The organism is Mycobacterium sp. E2238 (assembly GCF_001672665.1).
Taxonomy (GTDB): domain Bacteria; phylum Actinomycetota; class Actinomycetes; order Mycobacteriales; family Mycobacteriaceae; genus Mycobacterium.
Genome location: NZ_LZKF01000190.1, coordinates 1 through 19,514, shown reverse-complemented (window position 1 = coordinate 19,514; position 19,514 = coordinate 1). Strand labels below are relative to the sequence as shown.

The 19,514-nt window shown below is 64.6% G+C and carries 22 protein-coding genes and 2 pseudogenes; 7 read left to right on the top strand and 17 right to left on the bottom strand.

Going from position 1 to position 19,514, the window contains the following annotated elements; translation table 11 throughout:
- Nucleotides 1-106: 106 nt before the first annotated feature.
- Complete coding sequence (locus tag A5711_RS17065) at nucleotides 107-1,528, top strand: hypothetical protein (RefSeq protein ID WP_067948516.1); 1,422 nt, start codon at nucleotides 107-109, stop codon at nucleotides 1,526-1,528.
- A gap of 391 nt (nucleotides 1,529-1,919) precedes the next feature.
- Here the strand turns inward: A5711_RS17065 and A5711_RS17060 are convergent, their stop codons facing one another.
- The 6 genes from A5711_RS17060 to A5711_RS17045 all read right to left on the bottom strand — a co-directional run bounded on the left by A5711_RS17060 (nucleotide 1,920) and on the right by A5711_RS17045 (nucleotide 7,763).
- Complete coding sequence (locus A5711_RS17060; RefSeq protein ID WP_156744976.1) at nucleotides 1,920-2,600, bottom strand: hypothetical protein; 681 nt, start codon at nucleotides 2,598-2,600, stop codon at nucleotides 1,920-1,922.
- Nucleotides 2,601-3,045: 445 nt separating this feature from the next.
- On the bottom strand, nucleotides 3,046-3,450 hold the full coding sequence (locus A5711_RS17055) for a hypothetical protein (protein WP_067948512.1): 405 nt from the start codon (nucleotides 3,448-3,450) through the stop codon (nucleotides 3,046-3,048).
- Nucleotides 3,451-3,810: 360 nt separating this feature from the next.
- The gene (locus A5711_RS26945; protein ID WP_156744975.1) at nucleotides 3,811-4,092 is read right to left on the bottom strand and encodes a hypothetical protein; all 282 of its coding nucleotides are present in this window, start codon (nucleotides 4,090-4,092) and stop codon (nucleotides 3,811-3,813) included.
- A gap of 52 nt (nucleotides 4,093-4,144) precedes the next feature.
- Nucleotides 4,145-4,747, bottom strand: a complete 603-nt coding sequence (locus A5711_RS26425) for a hypothetical protein (protein WP_231987499.1) — start codon at nucleotides 4,745-4,747, stop codon at nucleotides 4,145-4,147.
- Nucleotides 4,713-6,695, bottom strand: coding sequence for an alpha/beta hydrolase (locus tag A5711_RS17050; RefSeq protein WP_067948510.1), 1,983 nt, complete (start codon nucleotides 6,693-6,695; stop codon nucleotides 4,713-4,715). Before A5711_RS17050 ends, A5711_RS26425 begins: the two co-directional genes overlap by 35 nt.
- Before the next feature lie 249 nt (nucleotides 6,696-6,944).
- Nucleotides 6,945-7,763 (bottom strand): hypothetical protein, encoded by an 819-nt coding sequence (locus A5711_RS17045; RefSeq protein ID WP_067948508.1) that lies wholly within the window; start codon nucleotides 7,761-7,763, stop codon nucleotides 6,945-6,947.
- Nucleotides 7,764-7,983: 220 nt separating this feature from the next.
- Here A5711_RS17045 and A5711_RS17040 point away from each other — a divergent pair, with 220 nt between their 5' ends.
- Nucleotides 7,984-8,886 (top strand): alpha/beta fold hydrolase, encoded by a 903-nt coding sequence (locus tag A5711_RS17040; RefSeq protein ID WP_067948529.1) that lies wholly within the window; start codon nucleotides 7,984-7,986, stop codon nucleotides 8,884-8,886.
- Nucleotides 8,887-8,901: 15 nt separating this feature from the next.
- Here A5711_RS17040 and A5711_RS27305 read toward each other — a convergent pair whose 3' ends face one another.
- From A5711_RS27305 to A5711_RS27915, 3 genes are all read right to left on the bottom strand, one after another.
- Nucleotides 8,902-9,060, bottom strand: coding sequence for a hypothetical protein (locus A5711_RS27305; protein WP_197520098.1), 159 nt, complete (start codon nucleotides 9,058-9,060; stop codon nucleotides 8,902-8,904).
- A 23-nt stretch (nucleotides 9,061-9,083) separates the two neighbouring features.
- A complete protein-coding gene (locus A5711_RS17035; RefSeq protein ID WP_067948506.1) occupies nucleotides 9,084-9,758 on the bottom strand; it encodes a DUF2510 domain-containing protein in 675 nt (224 codons plus the stop codon).
- Nucleotides 9,759-9,843: 85 nt separating this feature from the next.
- Nucleotides 9,844-9,975 carry a hypothetical protein gene (locus A5711_RS27915; RefSeq protein ID WP_255396012.1) on the bottom strand — a complete coding sequence of 44 codons (132 nt, stop codon included), beginning with the start codon at nucleotides 9,973-9,975 and terminating at the stop codon, nucleotides 9,844-9,846.
- Between the two features lie 134 nt (nucleotides 9,976-10,109).
- Here A5711_RS27915 and A5711_RS17030 point away from each other — a divergent pair, with 134 nt between their 5' ends.
- The 4 genes from A5711_RS17030 (at nucleotide 10,110) to A5711_RS17015 (ending at nucleotide 12,696) form a co-directional block, all read left to right on the top strand.
- The gene (locus tag A5711_RS17030; RefSeq protein WP_067948527.1) at nucleotides 10,110-10,397 is read left to right on the top strand and encodes a hypothetical protein; all 288 of its coding nucleotides are present in this window, start codon (nucleotides 10,110-10,112) and stop codon (nucleotides 10,395-10,397) included.
- A 31-nt stretch (nucleotides 10,398-10,428) separates the two neighbouring features.
- On the top strand, nucleotides 10,429-10,914 hold the full coding sequence (locus A5711_RS17025) for a pyridoxamine 5'-phosphate oxidase family protein (RefSeq protein ID WP_067948504.1): 486 nt from the start codon (nucleotides 10,429-10,431) through the stop codon (nucleotides 10,912-10,914).
- A gap of 82 nt (nucleotides 10,915-10,996) precedes the next feature.
- The gene (locus A5711_RS17020; RefSeq protein ID WP_067948502.1) at nucleotides 10,997-11,761 is read left to right on the top strand and encodes a cutinase family protein; all 765 of its coding nucleotides are present in this window, start codon (nucleotides 10,997-10,999) and stop codon (nucleotides 11,759-11,761) included.
- 107 nt (nucleotides 11,762-11,868) lie between these two features.
- A complete protein-coding gene (locus A5711_RS17015) occupies nucleotides 11,869-12,696 on the top strand; it encodes an isocitrate lyase/phosphoenolpyruvate mutase family protein (RefSeq protein ID WP_067948500.1) in 828 nt (275 codons plus the stop codon).
- Between the two features lie 15 nt (nucleotides 12,697-12,711).
- Here the strand turns inward: A5711_RS17015 and A5711_RS17010 are convergent, their stop codons facing one another.
- The 8 genes and pseudogenes from A5711_RS17010 to A5711_RS26420 all read right to left on the bottom strand — a co-directional run.
- Nucleotides 12,712-13,146 carry a DUF4383 domain-containing protein gene (locus A5711_RS17010; protein WP_067948498.1) on the bottom strand — a complete coding sequence of 145 codons (435 nt, stop codon included), beginning with the start codon at nucleotides 13,144-13,146 and terminating at the stop codon, nucleotides 12,712-12,714.
- A gap of 126 nt (nucleotides 13,147-13,272) precedes the next feature.
- A complete protein-coding gene (locus tag A5711_RS17005; RefSeq protein ID WP_067948496.1) occupies nucleotides 13,273-13,851 on the bottom strand; it encodes a cyclic nucleotide-binding domain-containing protein in 579 nt (192 codons plus the stop codon).
- A 128-nt stretch (nucleotides 13,852-13,979) separates the two neighbouring features.
- A complete protein-coding gene (locus A5711_RS17000) occupies nucleotides 13,980-15,536 on the bottom strand; it encodes a succinic semialdehyde dehydrogenase (protein ID WP_067948494.1) in 1,557 nt (518 codons plus the stop codon).
- Nucleotides 15,537-15,669: 133 nt separating this feature from the next.
- Nucleotides 15,670-16,497, bottom strand: a complete 828-nt coding sequence (locus A5711_RS16995) for an alpha/beta fold hydrolase (protein WP_082975757.1) — start codon at nucleotides 16,495-16,497, stop codon at nucleotides 15,670-15,672.
- 270 nt (nucleotides 16,498-16,767) lie between these two features.
- On the bottom strand, nucleotides 16,768-17,235 hold the full coding sequence (locus A5711_RS16990) for a GreA/GreB family elongation factor (protein ID WP_067948491.1): 468 nt from the start codon (nucleotides 17,233-17,235) through the stop codon (nucleotides 16,768-16,770).
- A gap of 53 nt (nucleotides 17,236-17,288) precedes the next feature.
- Entirely contained in the window at nucleotides 17,289-17,792 is a 504-nt protein-coding gene (locus A5711_RS16985) for a GreA/GreB family elongation factor (RefSeq protein ID WP_067948488.1), read from the bottom strand.
- 271 nt (nucleotides 17,793-18,063) lie between these two features.
- Nucleotides 18,064-18,693 carry a hypothetical protein gene (locus A5711_RS16980; protein ID WP_067948486.1) on the bottom strand — a complete coding sequence of 210 codons (630 nt, stop codon included), beginning with the start codon at nucleotides 18,691-18,693 and terminating at the stop codon, nucleotides 18,064-18,066.
- Between the two features lie 132 nt (nucleotides 18,694-18,825).
- Nucleotides 18,826-19,194, bottom strand: a pseudogene (locus A5711_RS26420) (helix-turn-helix domain-containing protein); the annotation flags it as partial.
- On the opposite strand from A5711_RS26420, the pseudogene A5711_RS16970 reads away from it, so the two are divergent.
- Nucleotides 19,171-19,514 (top strand): annotated as a pseudogene (locus tag A5711_RS16970) (PucR family transcriptional regulator); the annotation flags it as partial. The pseudogenes A5711_RS26420 and A5711_RS16970 overlap by 24 nt on opposite strands.

The following is a 19,514-nucleotide window of genomic DNA, read 5'->3' as shown; positions in this document are numbered from 1 at the left end:
TCCGGCTGGTCGGCGGCGTTGGGGAGCGGCTGCGGGACAGCGAGCGAAGGGCAGACTTGCTGCGGTGATAGCCGTGAGTTGTACTCCGGCGCGCCAAGATGGATACATGAGCTCCGACGACATGGACAATGCAACACCCTACGGAGCGGTGAAGCCCGGCAACTACGAATGTACGTGGAATATCGGCGGCCGCACGGTGCAGGGAGCAATCGAGCTCACGGGCGGCAGGTTCCCTCACGGGACGGCGCGGTTTACTCTACCGTCCTGCGCCATACCCGACGGCTGGGCGTTCCCCGGCCACGAGCAGTGGGACCGGGTCACCGGCTACATCGACGCGGTGGCACGTGCCGTCGTTCTGATCGGCGTCACGGTGTCAACGATCTGGGAGAACGTGACTCACCTCGACGCCGATTACGCGCTCGTCGGGGATGGCCTCAGTAACGATGACGACCTGGTGTTCCAGGAGGTCCGTTTCCAGACGACAGGACTTGAACTCATCGCGGGATTCACGCCGCTGACGCAGGTCGCATTCCCAGCTGGCTATGACGAGCGGGTGATGGAGTGGTCGGCGAAATGTGAGGGCGGCACGTCTCGCGAGTGGAGCGACGAAGGCCTCTCGGTCGCGCTGGACTTCTCGTCGTCCGCGACCGTCTCCGACGCCTATCGCTTCGGAGTGAGGTTCGCTTGCTGGGCGACCATCAAGTCGCGGGAGGGGCGTACCGTGCGCGAGTGGTATCGAGGGCGGTGCGGAGATCTCCTCACTCTTGTGAGTGCCGCCACCGGGCGCGCAGAGTCCTTGACGCACATGCACTTTATGAGAAACGGAACCACGGTCACAGTCTTCACTCGAGGCATCACGCAGTCCCCGTACTACGCGCGGCAGGACCGTCGAACCCAGGTGTGCTATCGCGTCGGCGCTGAGGGCGGCGCCTCACTACTCGACGTTCTGCGCCGGGTAGAGGATAGGCGGGAGGAGGGACACCCGATGATTGACGGGTACGATCCTGTGGTCCTCAGCCGAGCCCAACACCCCCGCTCGCGCGTCTTGCAACTGGTGCAGTGGATCGAGGCCAGCCACGGCTTCGAGACCCGAGACACTTGGGAGCGCCGCGCAGCGGAACACACCGCGGCGCGTGAAGACCTCGTCGCGGCGCTCACCGCCGCGCGTAAGAATGGCGTTCTCACTGCGAAGCAACTGCGGTTCGCCAAGAGCGCGCTGAGCAAGCATCCCTTCTCGTCGCTGGACGAGGCACTGCGCGCGGTGCTTGACCGCCACCCAACCATCGAGATCCGAAGACGTCTCGGCGATCTGCCGCTCATTCAGGCGCAGCTCGCGCTTGACGATTGCGACTCGGTGGAGAACGCTATCCGTTTGATTCGCAACGGGCTGTCGCACGGGACGGCTGAGTACGACGCTGGTGGGCTTGACCGGCTCGCGGGTGTGCTCCGCCACCTCGTCCGTGCCGACTACTTGCGCGTTCTTGGATGCGACTACGAGCCCGAGATGATCTTCGAGCCGGGCGAGTAAGCCGTCGGCGAAGCCGATCATCTCTGCGGGTTCGGGACTCGGTGGAGCCGATCACCTGCGGCGTGCGATTGATCCAGGCATGCGCGGATGCGTCGAGGACCTGGGCGGGCCGGTACTGCCGCCGGTCCCGTTGGGGACTCAGGTTTGACCGTGGCCTGCGGCTACGCAGTTATGAGGTGTCACGGTTCGGCGGCGCCGAACTGCAGAGCGACGAAGATGCCGCACCCAGGCTCGCGGACTTCTTTGCAGCCCTCTTTGATCAGCTGTGTCAACCCCTGATAAAGCGAGGCGATTAATGCTTGCAGCGTGCTTATGAGGCACTCGGGATAGCGAGAGGCGCCCTTGCCGCGGTGGGCAGGGGAACTGTATAGCGAACCACCTCGCGGTGCATTCAGCCTGGAGGCCGTACCCAGATGCGCAGGGTTTCCGCGAACACGCTTGTTGCGTCGCGGCCTGCGGACGTCACTGTGGATACATCCAGCGGTTCTGATCCGCCTCTAATGAAGTCGGTGAGCGCGTATTCAAACTGTTCCAGTTTCTCGGCGCACGCGGCTAGGCCGAGGACGGCGAGGACGCTCATGTGGACGGACAATTCAGATTCTGCGGCGGTGATCTTCTCGCCGAGAGCAATCTGCGCATCTGAGGAGTGGTCGTAGGGCAGAAGATCCGGCGTTCTGGCTGCGTGGCGCATCCAATGCAGTTCGATCGCGAGCTGTCGGAGTTCATTCACTGAGCGGGTGGCGCGGACTAGGGCATCGCGCCACTCTGCACGGAGCTCTCTCTGCAGCTGAGCCGCGCGGTTACGTTCGGCTTCAACCGCCTGGGCATCACGGCTACGTTCTGCTTCGGTCGACTGCGCGGCAACTTGCTTGTCGAGGTTCGCTGCGGTCGCGGTGAGTTCTTTATCGAGATTGCGGGCGTTTGCGCCGATCTGAGCTTTCACGTTGCACCACGCGACGTATGCGGCGCCGAGCGCGACGACCGTCCCGATTGTCGGGGAGAGCTCATGGAGCAACCGCATCCACGGCGAGTCAATCCACGTTTCTACAGTGCCGGCAAGAATAGCGATCACGCTCTCCAGTTTGCTCTCCGCGACAATGCCGGGCGGGCAGACGCTGCCCGTGTAACGGGCATACGCATGAGCAATGTATTGCTCGTAGCTGGCCTAGCGGTGCGACTGCCGGCACTTACCGAGGCCCGGCCTCCTACCCGGCCGAGGTTTTGCGCGTCAAGAAGTGTTACCGGCTCTCCATCGTCGAACTGACGGTGCAACGTGAGTGGCAGAAACGAGGCGACAGACCGCACTGGCTCGGCCGAAACGGAAATGATCGTTTGCGTCGCCCTCCGAACGGCCAATACCCGTGGGTCGTCGACCACGGTGTCGGCTAGGGCTACTTCCGGCCTCTTACCGGGGTCGGCGATGAACTCGCTGCGTACGCGAAAGTCGGACTTCTCAGGAATCCAGAAGCTCCCGGGCGCCACGAACGTTACGGGGTTGCATGACACTGCACCCGCGTTCACTGCTCCTCGATGGTCATCTCATCGACAGTGTTTGCAGCGGCGAAGAGCGCGGCGGCAAGCTGACGACACTCTTCGGATGTCAGCTGCGCGCGACCGGATGCAAGCAGTTCCGCACGTACGCCACCGCCTGACCGTTGAACCCCTTGAACCCGGATCCGTAGGCCGCTGAAGTCTCTTTCAGCACACCAAAACTCGCGTTGGTAAGCAGTGCCGTCGGCGGTTGTGGCCCGAATCCGGCCCCAGCCGACCGCGCCTTCTGGCGGATCGAGGTTGAAGGCATCAGTGAGCATCCTTTCGTTCGCGAAGTCGCGAGCCTGGGCGAGAAGGACCTCGGAAGTGGCGCCACGGAGCTCCATCTGTTCCAGTGCCTCGATTTCGATATCAATTAGCTCGCCGGCCATCTCACGCCAGTTAGTTATTTCGTTATCGTGTGATGCCTTGTCGGGAATCGCGCTGCTCCCTCCGTTGTGCCCGCAGGGACCCGATAACCAGGTCCATCTCTGTACTACACCTCGCGCGCATAGTCGTCACGGACCCAGCCTCCCCCCGGCGGCTTCGCCATTGCAACTGGTCTGCTTCCGAGGTACTGGCGTGTAGACGGACCAAAGCGACGGTGTAGTTGCCATGCTGGAGCAACCACTGCACCTCGTGCCGACGTGCCACCAACCCTCCTGGTACGGGGGTTCGTCGGGTGCGGCACCGACGTCTTCGAGTAGCTCTTGGGAACCTCAGGGTATGGGCGGTCAGGTCGACGTCAACACCTAGTCACTTGCAACATCGAGGACGGAGGCGTGCTCGCTGCCTGTCCGGATGCGTTTAAGCGCGCCCTGACCGCCGAGGTAGGGCATGAGCGGTGCCGCCTTCCGGTCCGCGTATAACGATGCCAGCCCATCTTTTGCATCCTGATCTTTGGAGAACTCTCCAAGACGGTTTTGGACTTCAGCCCGGACCGAGCATCCGAACCAACGTCCGCAACACGGCTTGAACATCGTGGACTCGCCCAGGCGGAACTGCAAATTCACCGTTTCCAGTGCTGACGCCAACGAGCGAATAGAATGCGCGTATGGCGACAGGGGTGGCCAACCGTCAGCGGAGTTATCCGCTCCTAAGTTGATCATCGATTCTGAAGCCGGCGTCCGGGCCGTCTAGTCGATGATTCGTCATGTTGCGGCATTCTCCGTATAGCTGGAGCTTCCCTCTGCCACTGGCGGGGTCCTGCGTCATGACCGCGACGACCCCATCCTTATTCAGAACACGACCGTATGAATGCCAATCGGGTGGGGGGCCGTCGTTCCATCCGTGGGCCACCATCGTCGCAGCGATTCGCTGAAAGGATGTATTCGGGTCGGCGGTGGATGGTGGGCCGTCAGTCTGGCCGTTTGGCAGGGTGAAACTCATTGATACGACGCCTCTGTAGGGCGGATCACCTTGGTCATTGCAGGACGAGTAGTCGAAACGTCCTGCGGGATCTTGTAGTTGAGCGTATTGGGCAATTTGCTTGGCGGGCTCGATGACTTGGTCACGTGTCTGTTGATCGGACAGCGGGTTGGCTGGATGGTCAATGTCCTGGCGATGTGGATTCACGAAAGAACACCCTCCCAATGCGAGTAGCGCCAATGCCTGCAACAAGACCCGTAGTCCCCACCAGGGCGCGTCGCGGTCGTCATCGCGGTCGGTAGCCGAGGTATTGGTGGTCATTTTGGATCGTGGTGCGCGGACGGTCGTGTTCTGGATCGATGTAGGCCGGTATACCCGGTATCCGGAATGGCCCGATGTGGGGCTGGCGTCGGCCATCGGCAATTAACCCATCCTGTTGTAGCTGGCCGGAGTGGCCGCTTGCGATATCGGTGAGGCTGCGCAGCGACTCGCTGCCCATGTCGTAGTAGTGGGAATGGTCGTGGCGGTTGATGTCTTGAGAGCCCATGACTTCGGCATGAAAGCGGATCGAGCCGTAGCCCTCGCCCGCCGGGTCTCGGCCCAGACCGGCATCTAACGGTATGGGTATGCCGTGATCGTTGAGCTTTTGTTTGAGCCACTGTTCTGGCATGCCGCTGCCTTCACCGATCCAACTGACCGGGTCGGTGGACGCTGCTCCGACGTAGACATGTCCTCCGTCGAGATGGAAGTCGGCGGCGCTGTGGGCCAGATCGGTTCCGGGGCAACCGAGTAGTACCGCGTCGTTGGCGTGCATGCTGCTGTGAGCGAAGGCGTCTGCGACTGTGGTTGAGCCGTAGGAATGTCCGATTACGGTGATGTGCTCGGGCGTCAGGCTGTTGTGGGTGACCCAGAGGCCGTTGACATCGGCGGCGAGCAGGTCCCCGCCTGACCTGGCGAGGCCGGGTGTGCTGACGCCTTGGATATCGCCGAAGCCGTGCGGTGCTTCGTACCCCATCCAGGCGATCACGGAGGTGTAGTGATGGCTGGGATCGGCTGCCAGGGACTGGTCGTAGAGGTTGATGGCGTCATCGTGGCCAGACATCCATCCCTGATACACACTGCTGCCGGTACCGGGCACGATGACGGCGGTGTTGCGGGCGTAGTCGGGATTGCCGATGGCAATTGCTGCCTTGCCCCAGCCGTTGAAGGCTTCGGGGTCGTAGGCCCACAGCATCACCGGTCTTGAGCCGTCGGTGTTGTGTGCCCGGTCGTATTCGATACCGTCGCGGGTTTTCACGGCGTTGCGGTACCGAGTTACGTCGGTGGCTGTGAGCCCATATTTACCGGGATTGGTGAAGAGGTCGTTGTCGAGGTTGCCGCGTGCGTCCCGGGTAAGGTTGTCCGGTGACAGACCGTGCTGCCGGGCGGCGGCCTCGACCCGGTTGATGTCATCGTTCATGACCGCCTGGTTGACCGCATCGCGGGGGATAGCGTCGATTCCGTTGAGGTTGCCGAGTTCTTTCGGGTGTTGCGCGATCAGCTGGTCTCTTTGCTCTTGGCTAAGCGAGTTCCACCACTTCTTGACGTCTTCGGGGTTGGTGGTCGGCGGGGGGATTTGGATTTGTTCGGGTTCGCCCTGCGCGTCCACCGGTGCGAGAGGCTTGGGGTCAAAGCCTTCGGCATGCAAATTGCCCAGTGACTTCTGCAACGTCGTCGAGTAGCCGTTACGTATGGAGTTGAGCTGATGGAGAGCATCCCGGGTGTCATCGACGGCGTCGGCTTTGGCGTCATTGATCAACGATTGGAGTTCACTCCTGGACTTCGCGTCGAGCGCGGGATCTTGGAGGTCCTGGGTCGCCGCGCCGATGATCTTGTCGAGCAGCTGTAACTGACGTTCCAACGCGGCGATTTCGGCGGCACCGCCCTTTTGCGCCTCGGCCAACGCGGCGGCGATATTTTCCAAGTCAGCGCCGATCTTCGGCAACTGCTCAGACTGCGCGCCGAGCGATTTGATCGTGCGCTGCACTTCATCGGAGCTGTTGATTGGGCTTGGGCTGCCGTCTTGGTGGTTCCAGGCAGCGTTGAAGCGTTGCTGGGCCTGAGCGAATGCATGCTCGGCCTCGGCGGTAGAGCGTCCAGCGCCGTGGAAGGCTTCGGCCAGACGCTCAATCTGGGCCGGGCTACCAGCCTGCAGAGTCCGGTTGACCTCCCACGGATCACCGCCGGCCCCCGCAACCAGCTCGGCGATGGTGAGATACTTCAGCTGCATCGAGTCGTCCGATACTTGGCGTCTCGGTCACCCACATCGCTGGACATTACTAGGGCTCTTGCTTAAAAGGGCTCGGTCGAGCGAGGTCGCACCCGTCCAGTTGCCACCATGACCGCTCGTCTAGTAATTGATCGATCAGCTGGGTACTCGGGGTATGGCAATTCAATTCCCGGGCTACGAACCACGCGCGTGCTACTAGCCGAAGCTCACCATCGATACCCCAAGGTCGCGCATACGCGAAGCCTATGTCTAGGACCCGATGGCAGTAGGATCGTCGGGCCGTCGCGGTTGCTGTCCTCCCTCGCCGGAGCTGGGCGCCATCACATGCGCCATACGTTTCGCTTCTACCCGGTCCGTCAGTTCCTTGAGAAAGGAATAGACCCCCTGCAAGGGAAAGCGGAAAGGTTCATCCGTGGTCTTGCGCAGGACGGCGCAGGCGAGGCTGTCCCGGATGCCCGGATTGGCGCCGACGAACTCGGCGGTGATTTGGCCGGGGATTATCGGCATCATCATGGTCTCGCTCGACAGGACGGCTAGCAGGATCTCATAGCCGTTCGCGGTGGCCAGGTCGTGGAAGAACCCTGGCTGGATGTTGTAGAAGCCGTGGTCGATCCATCCCAGGCATGGTGTCCAGTGGATCATCACGCCGCCTGGGGCGGTGTGATCATGAATCGCCTTGTAGCAATTGGCCTGATTGAAGACGTGCTCGCTCGTGCCGTTGTTGATGCAGACGTCGAACCTCTTCCCAAGGTCGAAGGGCAGGTTGAGATCCTGCTGCAGGCGGTAGTCGTTGGGCGGGAGCAGATCGATGGCGTTGTAGCTGCGGAAGTCGAACAGGGATCGGTAGATGCGTTTGGCGTCGGCATAGATCTGGGGCATACCGTCCGGCGCCGGCTCGGCGAGCAACGCGTCGCGCCGTGGCCCTTCTTCGAGAAGGATCGGGATCGCCTGCGCCACATCGATCATGGTCTCGGCCTCGCCGAATTCAAGGATGCGGCCTTGCTGAGGAAGCAGGCCGCGGCGCGACGCCTCCAGGAGGAAGCTGAGCTCGGTATTGGTAATTGCCATCACAAAGTCGGGCTCGGAACACGGCGACGCATGCTGGCTATCCTATGGCGCCTCGCCCGGCGGAGAATAGCCTCGGCTCCGGCCGCCAATACGCCGGGACGAACCGCTGCGCTGAGGCGCCCTGTCCCGCAAGCTGTTCGGACGCATCGCGGGCCACACCGTGGCGACAACCGAAAAGGTTGTCGTGCGACGCGCTCACCGGCGAAGGATGATGACTGTCATGGACGCTGAACTGCAACGCTGGCTGGCGGCCGGCGAGTACTTCGACTACCTCGGCTTCGACATCTTCTACCGCATCGAGGGCAGCGGACCGCCGCTGCTGCTGATCCACGGTTATCCGTTCAATTCCTTTGACTGGGCGCAGATCTGGCCCACGCTGACGCAACGGTTCACCGTCATTGCCCCCGACATGATCGGCATGGGGTTCTCCGACAAACCGGTGGCCTACGAGTACTCGGTGGGCGACCACGCCGACATGCACGAAGCCCTGCTGTCCCACCTGAACATCACCAACGCGCACATCCTGGCCCACGACATAGGAGATTCCGTATGCCAGGAGATGCTGGCTCGCCACGAATTCGGTCAGCAAGCCTATGGCGCCCTGCGCATCGACTCCATCACCTGGCTCAACGGCGGAATGTTCGTCGAGGCATACAAGCCCAGAATGGCGCAGAAGCTGATGTCTGGCACGCCGTTGGGCGACGTCTTCAGTCAAGTGCAGGGCAGTCCGGTGTCCCGTCGGCTGCTGGAGCCCACGCTGCGCGAAATGTTCGGCCCGAACACCAAGCCGACCCGGCACATGATGGACGTGTTCAACCAGATCTTGGACTACAACGATGGCCGGCGGGTGCTGCACAAAGTCGGCCGGTTCATCAACGATCGCTACGCACACCGAAACCGGTGGGTGCGCGCGATGCGGCAGACCGCGGTTCCCATGCGATTGATCGACGGGCCCATCGACCCCAACTCCGGCGCGCACATGGCGCGCCGCTATGCCGAGGTCATTCCCGAACCCAATGTCGTGATGCTCGCCGACGACATCGGGCACTGGCCGCAACTGGAGGCACCCGAGGCGGTGTTGACGCACTTCCTCGCCCACATCGACCGCGTCTCGTCAGGTTGAACGCCTCGCCGGCGGCTAATCGTGATGCGGCGGTCGCTCGTCGCGGAGCCGGGCTTCGTCCGACGCCGAGCGCATCTGCTCCTCGTCGCCGAACCTCTCCAGATCCTCGGGCGTGGTACGCACCCGAGGCGGCTTCGGCACGGCCCGGGACGGGCGCGGGGGTTCGGTGGGCACGACGCGATTATCCGCCCGCGGGTCTACGGCTGAAAAGCCGGAAGAATAGTGCCGGAATCGCGGATCTCCCAGATGCTGGCTTTGGTGATGCCATCGAAGTTGATCTTGTTCAAGGTCTCTCGTGAATACGTGAGGTCGATGGCGACGTGAGTCGCGGTGTTGCCGTACGGGTCGGTCATCGGGAAGGTGCCTTGCACGTTCACCGCGGAAGCGTCGGGATACGTCGCTCTCGCATATCTGAGGATGTCGATGGTGTCCGTCCGCGCACCGTCTTTGATCATCTGTTCGGTGTAATTGTCACGAATGGCGAATCGGGCGTTGACCACGTCGCCGTTCGGGCCGGGTGCGGTGGTGAAGGTGACTCCGTCCGGCTTCTTGGGGCCGGGCGGTGTAGTCGGCGCAGCCTCGGTCGGCGGTCCCGCTGTGGCCGAACTGCTCGGGGTCGATGGGGCGTCCTTCTTCTGGTCGAAAACCCAGGTCTTCCCGACGATGATGAGCAGGACGAGGAAGCCCAAAGCCGCGAGGGCCAGGGCCGCCTTCCCGGGAGTCTCTTTCTTCGGCGGTTCTGCGGCGAACGCCCACTCGCTGGTCCAGCTGGTGCCGTCGAAATACCGTTGCAGCCCGTGGCCAACCCCCGCCGGGTCGGGGTACCAGCCCGGCGCCGATTGGGGCGGCGGCGGCGCCTGTTCGAATGGCATCTATCCATTTTCGTCGTGAATGAGACCTCTCGGCTACCCGCCGCGGGGGCCGCTCGAAACGGGCCCCGTTTGGTGCGCTCGCCCCTCAGTCCTCGCGGTCCGGTTCGGTGAGTTCCGGCGCGTTCTCACGCGTCGCCATTCCACCTTCGCCGCCCTGATCCGCGGGACCGGGTCGGCCCCCCTTTGGCTCGTCCTCGTCCTTCGAATGCCTGCCCATCGCAACCTCCTTCGTCGCTAAGGACTACCCACGCCTCCGGCGATGTGAACTCGGGATGGCCCCGGCGTGACGACTCGGCGTGGTCGCGGACATTCGACGCGCCGGTACGCCCGGAGCGGGCTATGAATCTAGGGGTGAGCAGCCACCAGGTGAACCTGACCCAGCAGGAAAGCTCGTTGATCGGCGAGAGCCATCCCGAGGCCCTCATGCGCATGGACGAGAAGTCGCTCAAGGATTTGCAGAGCCGGCTCAGGCAGGCGCGCGACAAGAACTTCAGCTTGTTGCGGCGCCGGGGTGCGGCTCGGGTGGAGGCCGAAGGGGCCCGCGGCTCCGCCCAGCCCGCGAACGAGAAGCGCGGCGAGAAGGTGGAGATCTTCGACGAGGCACTGGCCCGGGTGAGCGAGCGCCTCGGCCAGCTGTGAGCCCGCGGTCCGGTGTAGGACTACGAGTGTGATGAACACCCAGGAGTTGGCCCGGGAGCTTGGCCTCCCCGGGGCCCAGAAGCTGCTCTCCGGCTCCATGGCCAGGCTCGCCTACAACGGGCACGATGGCTTCCCGCGCGTCATCCCGGTCGGGTTTCACTGGAGCGGCGAACGCATCGTCGTCTCCACCGCACCGACCTCTCCGAAAGCGCGGGCGCTTTCGGCACGTCCGCAGGTGGCACTGACGATCGATTCGGGCTCCAGCCCGGAAGAGGCGAAAGCCCTCCTGGTACGCGGGCTCGCCACGCTGCAAACCGTCGACGGCGTCACCGACGAGTATCTCGCGGCGGCGAGGAGCTCTATGGACGGCCCGCAATTCGCCGAGTTCGAACGCAACGTGCGGTCGACGTATAAGCAGATGGTGCGCATATCGGTCGAACCGCTATGGGCGCGGTTCTATGACTTTGGCGCCGGGCGGTTACCCGCGTTCCTCGCGGACCTCGTCAACGAAGGCTAGCCAGCAATACACCTTGACCACGCGGGGCACCGCATGAAAGATCGTGGTTTAGATACCGCATCTGTTGGGGGGTGCACCGCACATGACCGCACGTCACCTACCCCATTTGCTTGTTTCCGCCGTCCTCGCGGCGGCGGGCGTCAGCGCTCCGGTCCTCGGTTCTGCCATTCCGTTCGCTGCTGCCGATCCATGCCCGGACGTGCAGGTGCTGTTCGCGCGCGGCACCGATGACCCGCCGGGACTCGGCGCGACCGGACAGGCATTCGTCGACTCGCTGCGGCCGCGCGTTGGCGCAAAGTCGCTCGACGTCTATCCGGTCAACTATCCCGCCACCCACGACTGGACGAACGCGGGCGAGGCGGGCATCAGGGACGCGGGCGCGCATGTCGTTTCGACGGCGCACGACTGCCCCAACACCAAAATGGTGCTCGCCGGCTATTCCCAGGGCGCTGCCGTGATGGGGTTCGTCACCTCGGCGGCCGTGCCGGCTGGGATCGATCCGGCCTCCGTGCCCAAACCGTTGGACCCCGAGGTGGCCAACCATGTCTCGTCGGTCGTGCTCTTCGCACTGCCAAGCGAGAAGGCGATGAACTTTTTGGGCGAGCCGCCGGTCGTCATCGGTCCGCTCTATCAGGCCAAGACCGTCCAGGTATGCGCCGAGGGTGACCCGATCTGCTCCGACGGAATGAATTTCGCCGCACACGACACGTACTCGACCAACACGGCGATGATCGACCAGGGCGCGGCGTTTGCGGCCAGTCGTCTTGGCGGCGGTCCCGGCGGTCCGGCGGCTGGCGCTCCTGGCGCACCGACGACCGCCGTCGGGTTCCCCGCCGCTCCGGGTTGATCCCAGCCCGGCCTTGTGTGAATGCCAACGCGCACAAGTGATTTCGATTCTGGAGTCGATCGGGCGGCGGTGTGGCGACTTCACATGGGCGCGAGCATAATCGGGTTGTGGAATCCCGCGGCGACATTGGAGCCCGTTTTCGCCGACTCCATCAACAGGGGTGTTTTCTCATCCCGAATCCGTGGGACGCCGGTTCGGCAATCGCGCTTGCAAAGCTGGGCTTCCCTGCACTGGCCACCACGAGCGCCGGACTCTGCTTCGCGCGCGGTCTGCCCGACACGGTGACCGCGCTCTCCGTCGACGAGGCACTGAACAACATCGCCGAAATAGTGGCCGCGGTCAGCGTGCCCGTCAATGCCGATTTCCAGGCCGGCTATGCCCGAAGTCCGGACGAGCTGGCGCACAATGTGGCGCGCTGCGTGGCCACCGGCGTGGCCGGCCTCTCCGTCGAAGACGGCACCGGCAACGCCGGCGCGCCGCTCTTCGAGCTGGCCGAGGCCACCGACCGCGTCCGCGCTGCGCGTTCCGCGATCGACGATTCGGGAGCCGACGTCATGCTGACCGGCCGCGCGGAATGCTTCCTTTACGGCCACCCCGATCCGCTCGCCGAGGCCATCCGGCGGCTGCAGGCTTACGGTGAGGCGGGAGCCGAGGTGCTCTTCGCGCCGGGGATCCGCACCCGAGAGGACATCGCCACTCTGGTCGACGCCGTGGCGCCATATCCGGTCAACGTTCTGATGTCGTCCGACACGGGGCTGACGGTGACGGACCTCGCGCAGTTGGGGGTGCGACGGATCAGCGTCGGCTCGGCTTTCAGTCGGGTCGCGTGGGGTGCGTTCCTGGCCGCCGCGCGGAAGCTGATCGAGGACGGCTCCTTCGAGGGACTCACCGGAGCCGCGAGCTTCGACGAGCTGAATACGCTGTTCAGCGAATAGGGTCGCGGCGGCGAGCTACCGGGCTTTCCGGAGATCGACGAGCGAGTTCTTCAGTCCACCATCCAGTCGGACCTGGACGGCCGCCACGGCGACCATCACCCCAGCGGTCAGCAGGTGCACCACCGCGTCGGTGACGTTGTTTGGGAAGGTGAAGACGTAGGCCACCTGATGTGAGAAGAACGCCCAAATGCCGGGCAGCGCACCGGCTATCGCGGCGAGCAACAGATATAGCACGGCCCAGGACTTGCGCAGCGCGAACACCAGACCGGGAGTAAACAGCGCGAGACCGGCGACGGCGTGCCAGCCGTTGTAGTCCATCCCGAGCAGCTGAACGGTCGGCGCGGTAGGACCGGTCGCGAAGCTGGGATTGACGACGAGGCCGATCACGGCCTGAATGACGTGAAAAGCGCAGATGATCAGCAGCCCGATCTGGGCGAAACTCCACCTCACGTTGCACCCCCTTGTGCGCGGCCCTATACCTGGATACTACGCCCCGTAGTAGAAGGTGGTCAATGGAAGCGGGGCAGCGACCTGCCACCGAGTCTTGCGGAACGCAAAGGCGTGGAACGAGATTGGCTACGCCGTGCTGTTGCGCTCGATCCACTGAGTAAGTGCGTCCTCAACCGCGGCCGCGACGTCCACACCAGCGCTGTTGGCGGTTTGCTCAAATCGCTCGACCAATTCGGTGCGGACTGAGGCGCCCAACTTCATGCGCGGTGGTTTTGGCTTCGGCGGCAGCTCGACCGGCACGTGCCGCGCGATGGATGCGTCGATGATTTCGCGAAGTGCCGGCATCTCGTCGAGCATTCTGGCGAGATCAGCGCGTTCGATGCGCAAGACCTCGGCCGGCCCGATCGTCGTAACGGTCGCGGAACGCAGCTTCCCACGGTGGAGCGCCGATTCGCCGATCACCTCGCCCGGACCCAGGACGGCGACGCGGTCCCGGCCGACGTAGACCCCGACCTCCCCGCTGAGCAGGATGTAGCAGGAGTCCGACGGCGTCTGCTCATGAATCAGCGGCAATGGGGCCGACGTCGAAGTGCGATGAGCCGCTCGGGCGAGCCGCTGCAGGTCAGCATCAGAGAACTTATCGAAGGTGCCGTACTGGCGTAATCGGCGAGCGTCTTCCTCATATTGCTTCTCGTCGGCCTTCATGGCGGCTCCTGACGTGCGATGTGACGCTATATCGAGGAGCGTAACGCGATTTGCCATACCGATGGCAGAAGATTGCGACGTAATCTACAGCCGGCCCGACCATACGTGGATGCGGCGAGCGGCTGTAGTCAGTTGCGCCCGGGGAGCCTCATCACCGCGCGCACAACGGGAACTAGCGACTTCTGCCACAGCGTCCCCGGAATGCCAAGCGGCGGATCGAGATTGAACACGCGCGCGGTCGCGATCGTCTGCGATTCGGTGTACTTCAACAGACCCTCGGGTCCGTGCCGGCGACCGACACCGGACTGGCCCATCCCGCCCATCGGGGCGCTGAGGCTGCCCCATGCGAACGCGTAACCCTCGTTCACGTTCACCGTCCCCGACCGCAACCGGGCGGCGATCTGCTCGCCTTCCGTCGACGAGCCGGCCCACACGCTGGCGTTGAGCCCGTACTCGGTGGCGTTGGCCTTCTCGACGGCTTCATCCACGTCGGCGACGGGGTAGATCGACACGACCGGCCCGAACGTCTCGTTGGCCGCACACTCCATCTCCGGCGTGACGTCGGCCAGCACCGTGGGCTCGTAGAACAGCGGCCCGATGTCGGGCCGCGCCTTGCCGCCCGCAATCACCTTGGCGCCCTTGGCTTTCGCGTCGTCTACGTGGTCGGTCACCGTGTCCAGCTGATCCGCGGAGATCAAGCTGCCCATGTCGACCGAGAAGTCGTACGCGGTCCCCAGCTTCATGTTCCGCACCGCCGCGCCGAACTTGCCGACGAAGTCGTCGGCGATGTCCTTCTCGACGTAAATCCGCTCGATGGAGATGCACAACTGGCCGGCGTTCGAGAAGCACGCGCGGGTGGCCGCCTTGGCGGCCTTGTCGAGGTTGGCGCCACGGGTGACGATCATCGCGTTCTTGCCCCCGAGTTCGGCCGAGAAGCCGATCAGCCGACGGCCCGCGTGTTCGGCGAGCTGCCTGCCGGTGGCGGTCGAGCCGGTGAACATCAAGTAGTCACAGTTGTCGATGATTGCGGTGCCCACCACCGAGCCCGGCCCTGGCACGATCGCGTAGAGGGCTCGCGGCAGGCCGGCCTCGTACAAGAGCTCGGCACACGCCAGCGCGCAATACGGGGTCTGGCTGTCCGGCTTGAGCACCACCGCGTTACCCGCCAGCAACGCCGGCACCGAGTCGGACGCCGTGAGCGTCATGGGGTAATTCCACGGCGAGATCACCCCGACGACACCCTTGGGCTGGTAGACCACGGTGGTCTTGCCGACAGCCGGCAGCAGCGCCTGCACCTTGCGCGGCTTGAGGAGGTCGGCGGCGACGCGCACGTAGTAGTTCGCGTTCGCCATGAGATCGACGATCTCCTCCTGCGCCGCCCAGCGGGCCTTTCCGGCCTCGGCTTGCAAGAGATCCATCAGGAACTCGCGGTTGTCGACGACCAGGTCGCGATAGCGGCTGATGACGTCGATGCGCTCGGAGACCGGGCGGCTCGCCCAGTCGGCCTGAGCCGCCCGTGCCTCGGCGAATGCCGCTTCGACGTCTTCGGCCGTGCCGATGGGAATCGTGGTCAGCGGTTTGCCGGTGAAGACCTCGTCGATCGTCTTGGTCTGGCGTGCGGCGGCGTCTTTGATCGCGGCGAGCTGACGCAGGCGGTCGAAGACCTCGGCTGACGGTGCGGGCATGTCGTTACCTCCCCTATGAGCACAGCGTCCAGGCCACCAGCCTATCCGTCTGGATTGCTTGCGGTTGCCTCGGTCGGCGTGGCGTCATTTCGGTTCGACGTCCTCCGGCTCGGAATCAGTTGCGCCACAACACTTACCTGAGCGCGTGCTCGAGCTCGTCCGCGTAGCGGTCGGGATCGACCAGGGCCGCGACGTGCCCAAGTTCGCCGAGGCTCATGACCTCGGGGCGGCGCCCGAACAACCGCTCATACCGCGTTATATCCCGCGGGCTTTGGGTCGGATCGTTCTTGGCGCTCAATACCACGACGTCGCCTCGCCACCCCTCGAACGCGGCGGGGCTAACGATGCGTCTGCGGATGACGTCCGCGGCGACGCTGAAGTGCGAGACCACGTCGGACCGGCGCAACTCGTCATGCACGACGGTGCGAATGACCTCCGTCATTTCGGTCCGTGTGGGTTGCGGGAGTTGGTGAGCCAATCGAGCCAGCCCGACGGACACCAGGTTCTTGAGCATCGCTTCCGGCAGCACGCGCGCGAGCAGGATGAACAGTTCCTCCGCAACAACCCACGGCCGAGCGAAGTCCGCGGGTCCGGAGCTCGACAGAACGAGGCGCTGAACGGCGTGTGGGCGGTGCGCGAGATACGCCTGTGCCAGCATCCCGCCGTACGACTGACCCACCAGCATGACGCCGTCGGTGGATTCCGTACGCAACACTTCGTCGAACGCGGCCATGAACTCCGCGATAGTCAGGACAGGTGGGTAATCGGGGGCGATGACGGCATGCCGAGTGGCAAGCCTTTCGAGAAACGCCGACGCGACGGCGGCCCGACGCAATCCACCCGTCAACCACAGGACAGTCGGTCCCGTGCCGAGTCTGTAGTAGCGCCACGGGACGCTTCCGACGACGACCTGTTTTCCGTGCTCGCGCGCAAAGCGCTGCATCTGACCTGAAACGCTCATCGCCGAGGTGCCTCCATCGCACGCGCTGTTGTCCAGCCCGGTAGCCGCACTCTTCGATCGAGCATCCCACGGGCACACCGAAAATCCTCACGGACCTTTCGCGAACAGGGGGCGGGGCGCTCACGAGCGCCCATAAGCGACCGCCATCGTCAGAAAGAGCACTGCCACGAGAAGGAATATCGTCGCCACCGGGTCGATCAGCTCGAATAGCATGGCAGCACAATCATCTCGGGCCCAAAGCGCTAGACACTGCAGGCTTCCCGGCCGGCATCAGTTCATACCGGCGAGGTGGGTACCGTATGGCACCGCGTCCAGGAGCGTGACGGTGAGCCCGACCCCATGGGGCAGCACATACTTGCGCCGCTCACCGGGACGTGCCCCCGTGATGGCCGCACCCGGCGGGGAATTGACCGAGTACACCTCCACATCGCCGTACTCGGCACCACGCGCGCCCAGCAGGAACGTCTCGATGTCACCGGTGTCGTCGTAGCGGACGGTCAAGACCATGCCCGGTTCGGCGATTCCGTCGTCGGGTGGATCCTCTCCGACGACGGCGTTGACCAGCAGGTCATGGATCCGTCGGATCCTCAGCCGCCGCGCGCGCTGGACGGCCGCGGCGCTCTCATCGGCGGCATCGCCAAACGCGTTGCCGTCAAACGACTCCCGCAGGGTGGCCAGCTCTTGCTGGAGCCGCACATAGGCCTCCGGCGTTAGCCACGCGGGTTGCACGCTAGTCATGTTCGTTTCCCCTTCTCTCGATGGCGGTCAATGGCTGCCGATCAAGCGGCCGCTTAGCCGCGTTGGGCGGCTGCATCCGTTGCGCGCGTGCGGCTTCGTGATGCATCCCGGTACGGAGTGGCCTTGAGCAGAGTCACGAGCTGGCCCTTGTCATGCGGAATCGCGTAGATGCGTTGCTCACCGGGACGAGCACCGGCGATGCACCGGCCCAGCGGCGATGCCATGGAGTACACCGTGACGTCGGCGTCTTCGGCGCCCCGCCGGCCGAGCAGCAACGTTTCCGTTTCACCGCTGGCGTCGTAGCGGATCGTCACCACCATGCCCGGGCCCGCGATCCGTTCGCCTGCGGGGTTGCCACGCACCGCGGCCGCCGCCAGCAGGTCCTCGATCTCGCGGATGCGTTGTCGTCGTGCCGCGGGGCGCGCCCCGCGGGTCCCGCCGTAATCCATTGTGTCGTCGGGGACTTCGACGCCGCGCTGGGAGCGCAGCGCGACGAGTTCGTCCTGCAGTCGGCGGTAGTGCTGCGGCGTCAGAACGGCGGGGGTGCAACTGCTCATCGCGTAATTCCTTTCCTGCGTAGGGATGTCGTCAGAGGCGGGCCGGCGTGTGGCAGCTGCCCCTGACGACCCGGAGCCCGTGAGGGGCAACGTGCGTCGGAGCCATCGCGCGGGTCGCGGTGGGTAATTCCATGGTGGTCCGGGTGGGCGCTGAGGCGTTTGCCCGAATTGGACAACGCCGGTGTTCGTCATTGTTCCGAGCCGACAGCGCAGGTTCCTTGCGGGCGCTCGCTGCGGGACCGGGTGCCCGATCGGTGGTGCCGCCATCAGCTCACCGTTGCCCGATGACACGGTCGAAGTCGCGCTGCCATCCGGCGTAGCGCGCTCGGTCGAGGGCGTGCTGGGCGCCGGCGAACGAAGCGGCCGCCGTGAGGCTTACGGCACACCAGATCGCGACGGCGATCGTGACCGCCTGGTCCCGGGGCGACAAATCCGGTCGGGTCACCGGCGAGCCCTGACCGTCGACCCAGATCTCCACGTCGTCACCGACTTTGGCCGCGGGGGGTGCGGCGATGTCTCCAGTGCGCTCGGCCCCGGCAAAATCCCAGCGGGCAGGCATCTGGACTGTCCGGCTGTCGAATTTTCGCGGGGAGCGGCTGTCCCCGACGACAGTCGCGGTCACCGGGCGGCGCGTCTGGACCTGCTCCGCGTAGAGGCGGCTGCGAGAGTCATGGACCGCGGTGCCGATGGCAGCGGCGATCGGCACGGTGAACAGAGACACCGCGACGGCCAGCACCAGAAGCAGCGCCTCCACCCGGTCGCTTGCCCGCAGCAGCGGGTTGCAGCCGAACAGCCGAGAGAACAGCCTTCGCGGAAAGGGCACGGTGAACGTCTCCAGCGCGGCGTGGTCGCCGGGCCCGGGCTGGCACGGCGGTCGATCATCGTGACGCGGGCTAGTCATCGGATGTCCTATCGACGGATCGGGAAAGGCCGTGGGTTTCTCACCTCGATGGTGGCGCGGGTGGATGCCGCACGGCTTGCCGAAGTCCGACAATGGCGTCGCCGCTCGTTGTCGGATTACGACAGCGTTCGCTCAATCGATATCGGTGGCCGCGAGTTCGATCATCATGGCCAGCCGCTTCCTGGCGTTATCCAACGGGAGATTGGTGATTTCGGCCATCTTGCGCAGCCGGTAACGCACCGTGTTTTCGTGTACTCCCAGACGCTCGCCGGCTTCGGCCGGGTCGCCCAGCGCCTCGAGCCACGCCCGCAGGGTGGCGAGGTAGTCGGTTCCGTGAGCGCGGTCGTGTCGGCCCAGCTCGGCCACGGGTCCACGGGTCGGAGACCGGCCGGCTCGCGCCGCGGTCCGTAACCGCTGCAGCAGGATGTCATCCCACGATTCGTCGTAGGCGGGGGCCGCGGATCCGGGTGACGACTCGTGCAGCGCCAGGCATTCGTCGGCGCCAAGCGCGACACCGCCCTACTGCTGGCGTTTGAGCGCGCCACCGCCGGGTTCGGCTGGTCACGGCCCGGTCGCAGCGCCTTGGCAGGCAACACCATCTACACCGTGCTGCCCGGAGAGCAGGCCGCGGTGGCGCGCCGCTGGGTCACCGGTCTCGAAGCGGCCCTGCCCGAAGGGGTGGCCTTGTTGGCCGGCGTCAGCGGGCCGGCCACGGTGACCGATCTGGCCGCCGCGCGTCAGGAGGCCGACGAATGCCTGGCGCTGCACGAGTCGTCACCCGGATCCGCGGCCCCCGCCTACGACGAATCGTGGGATGACAT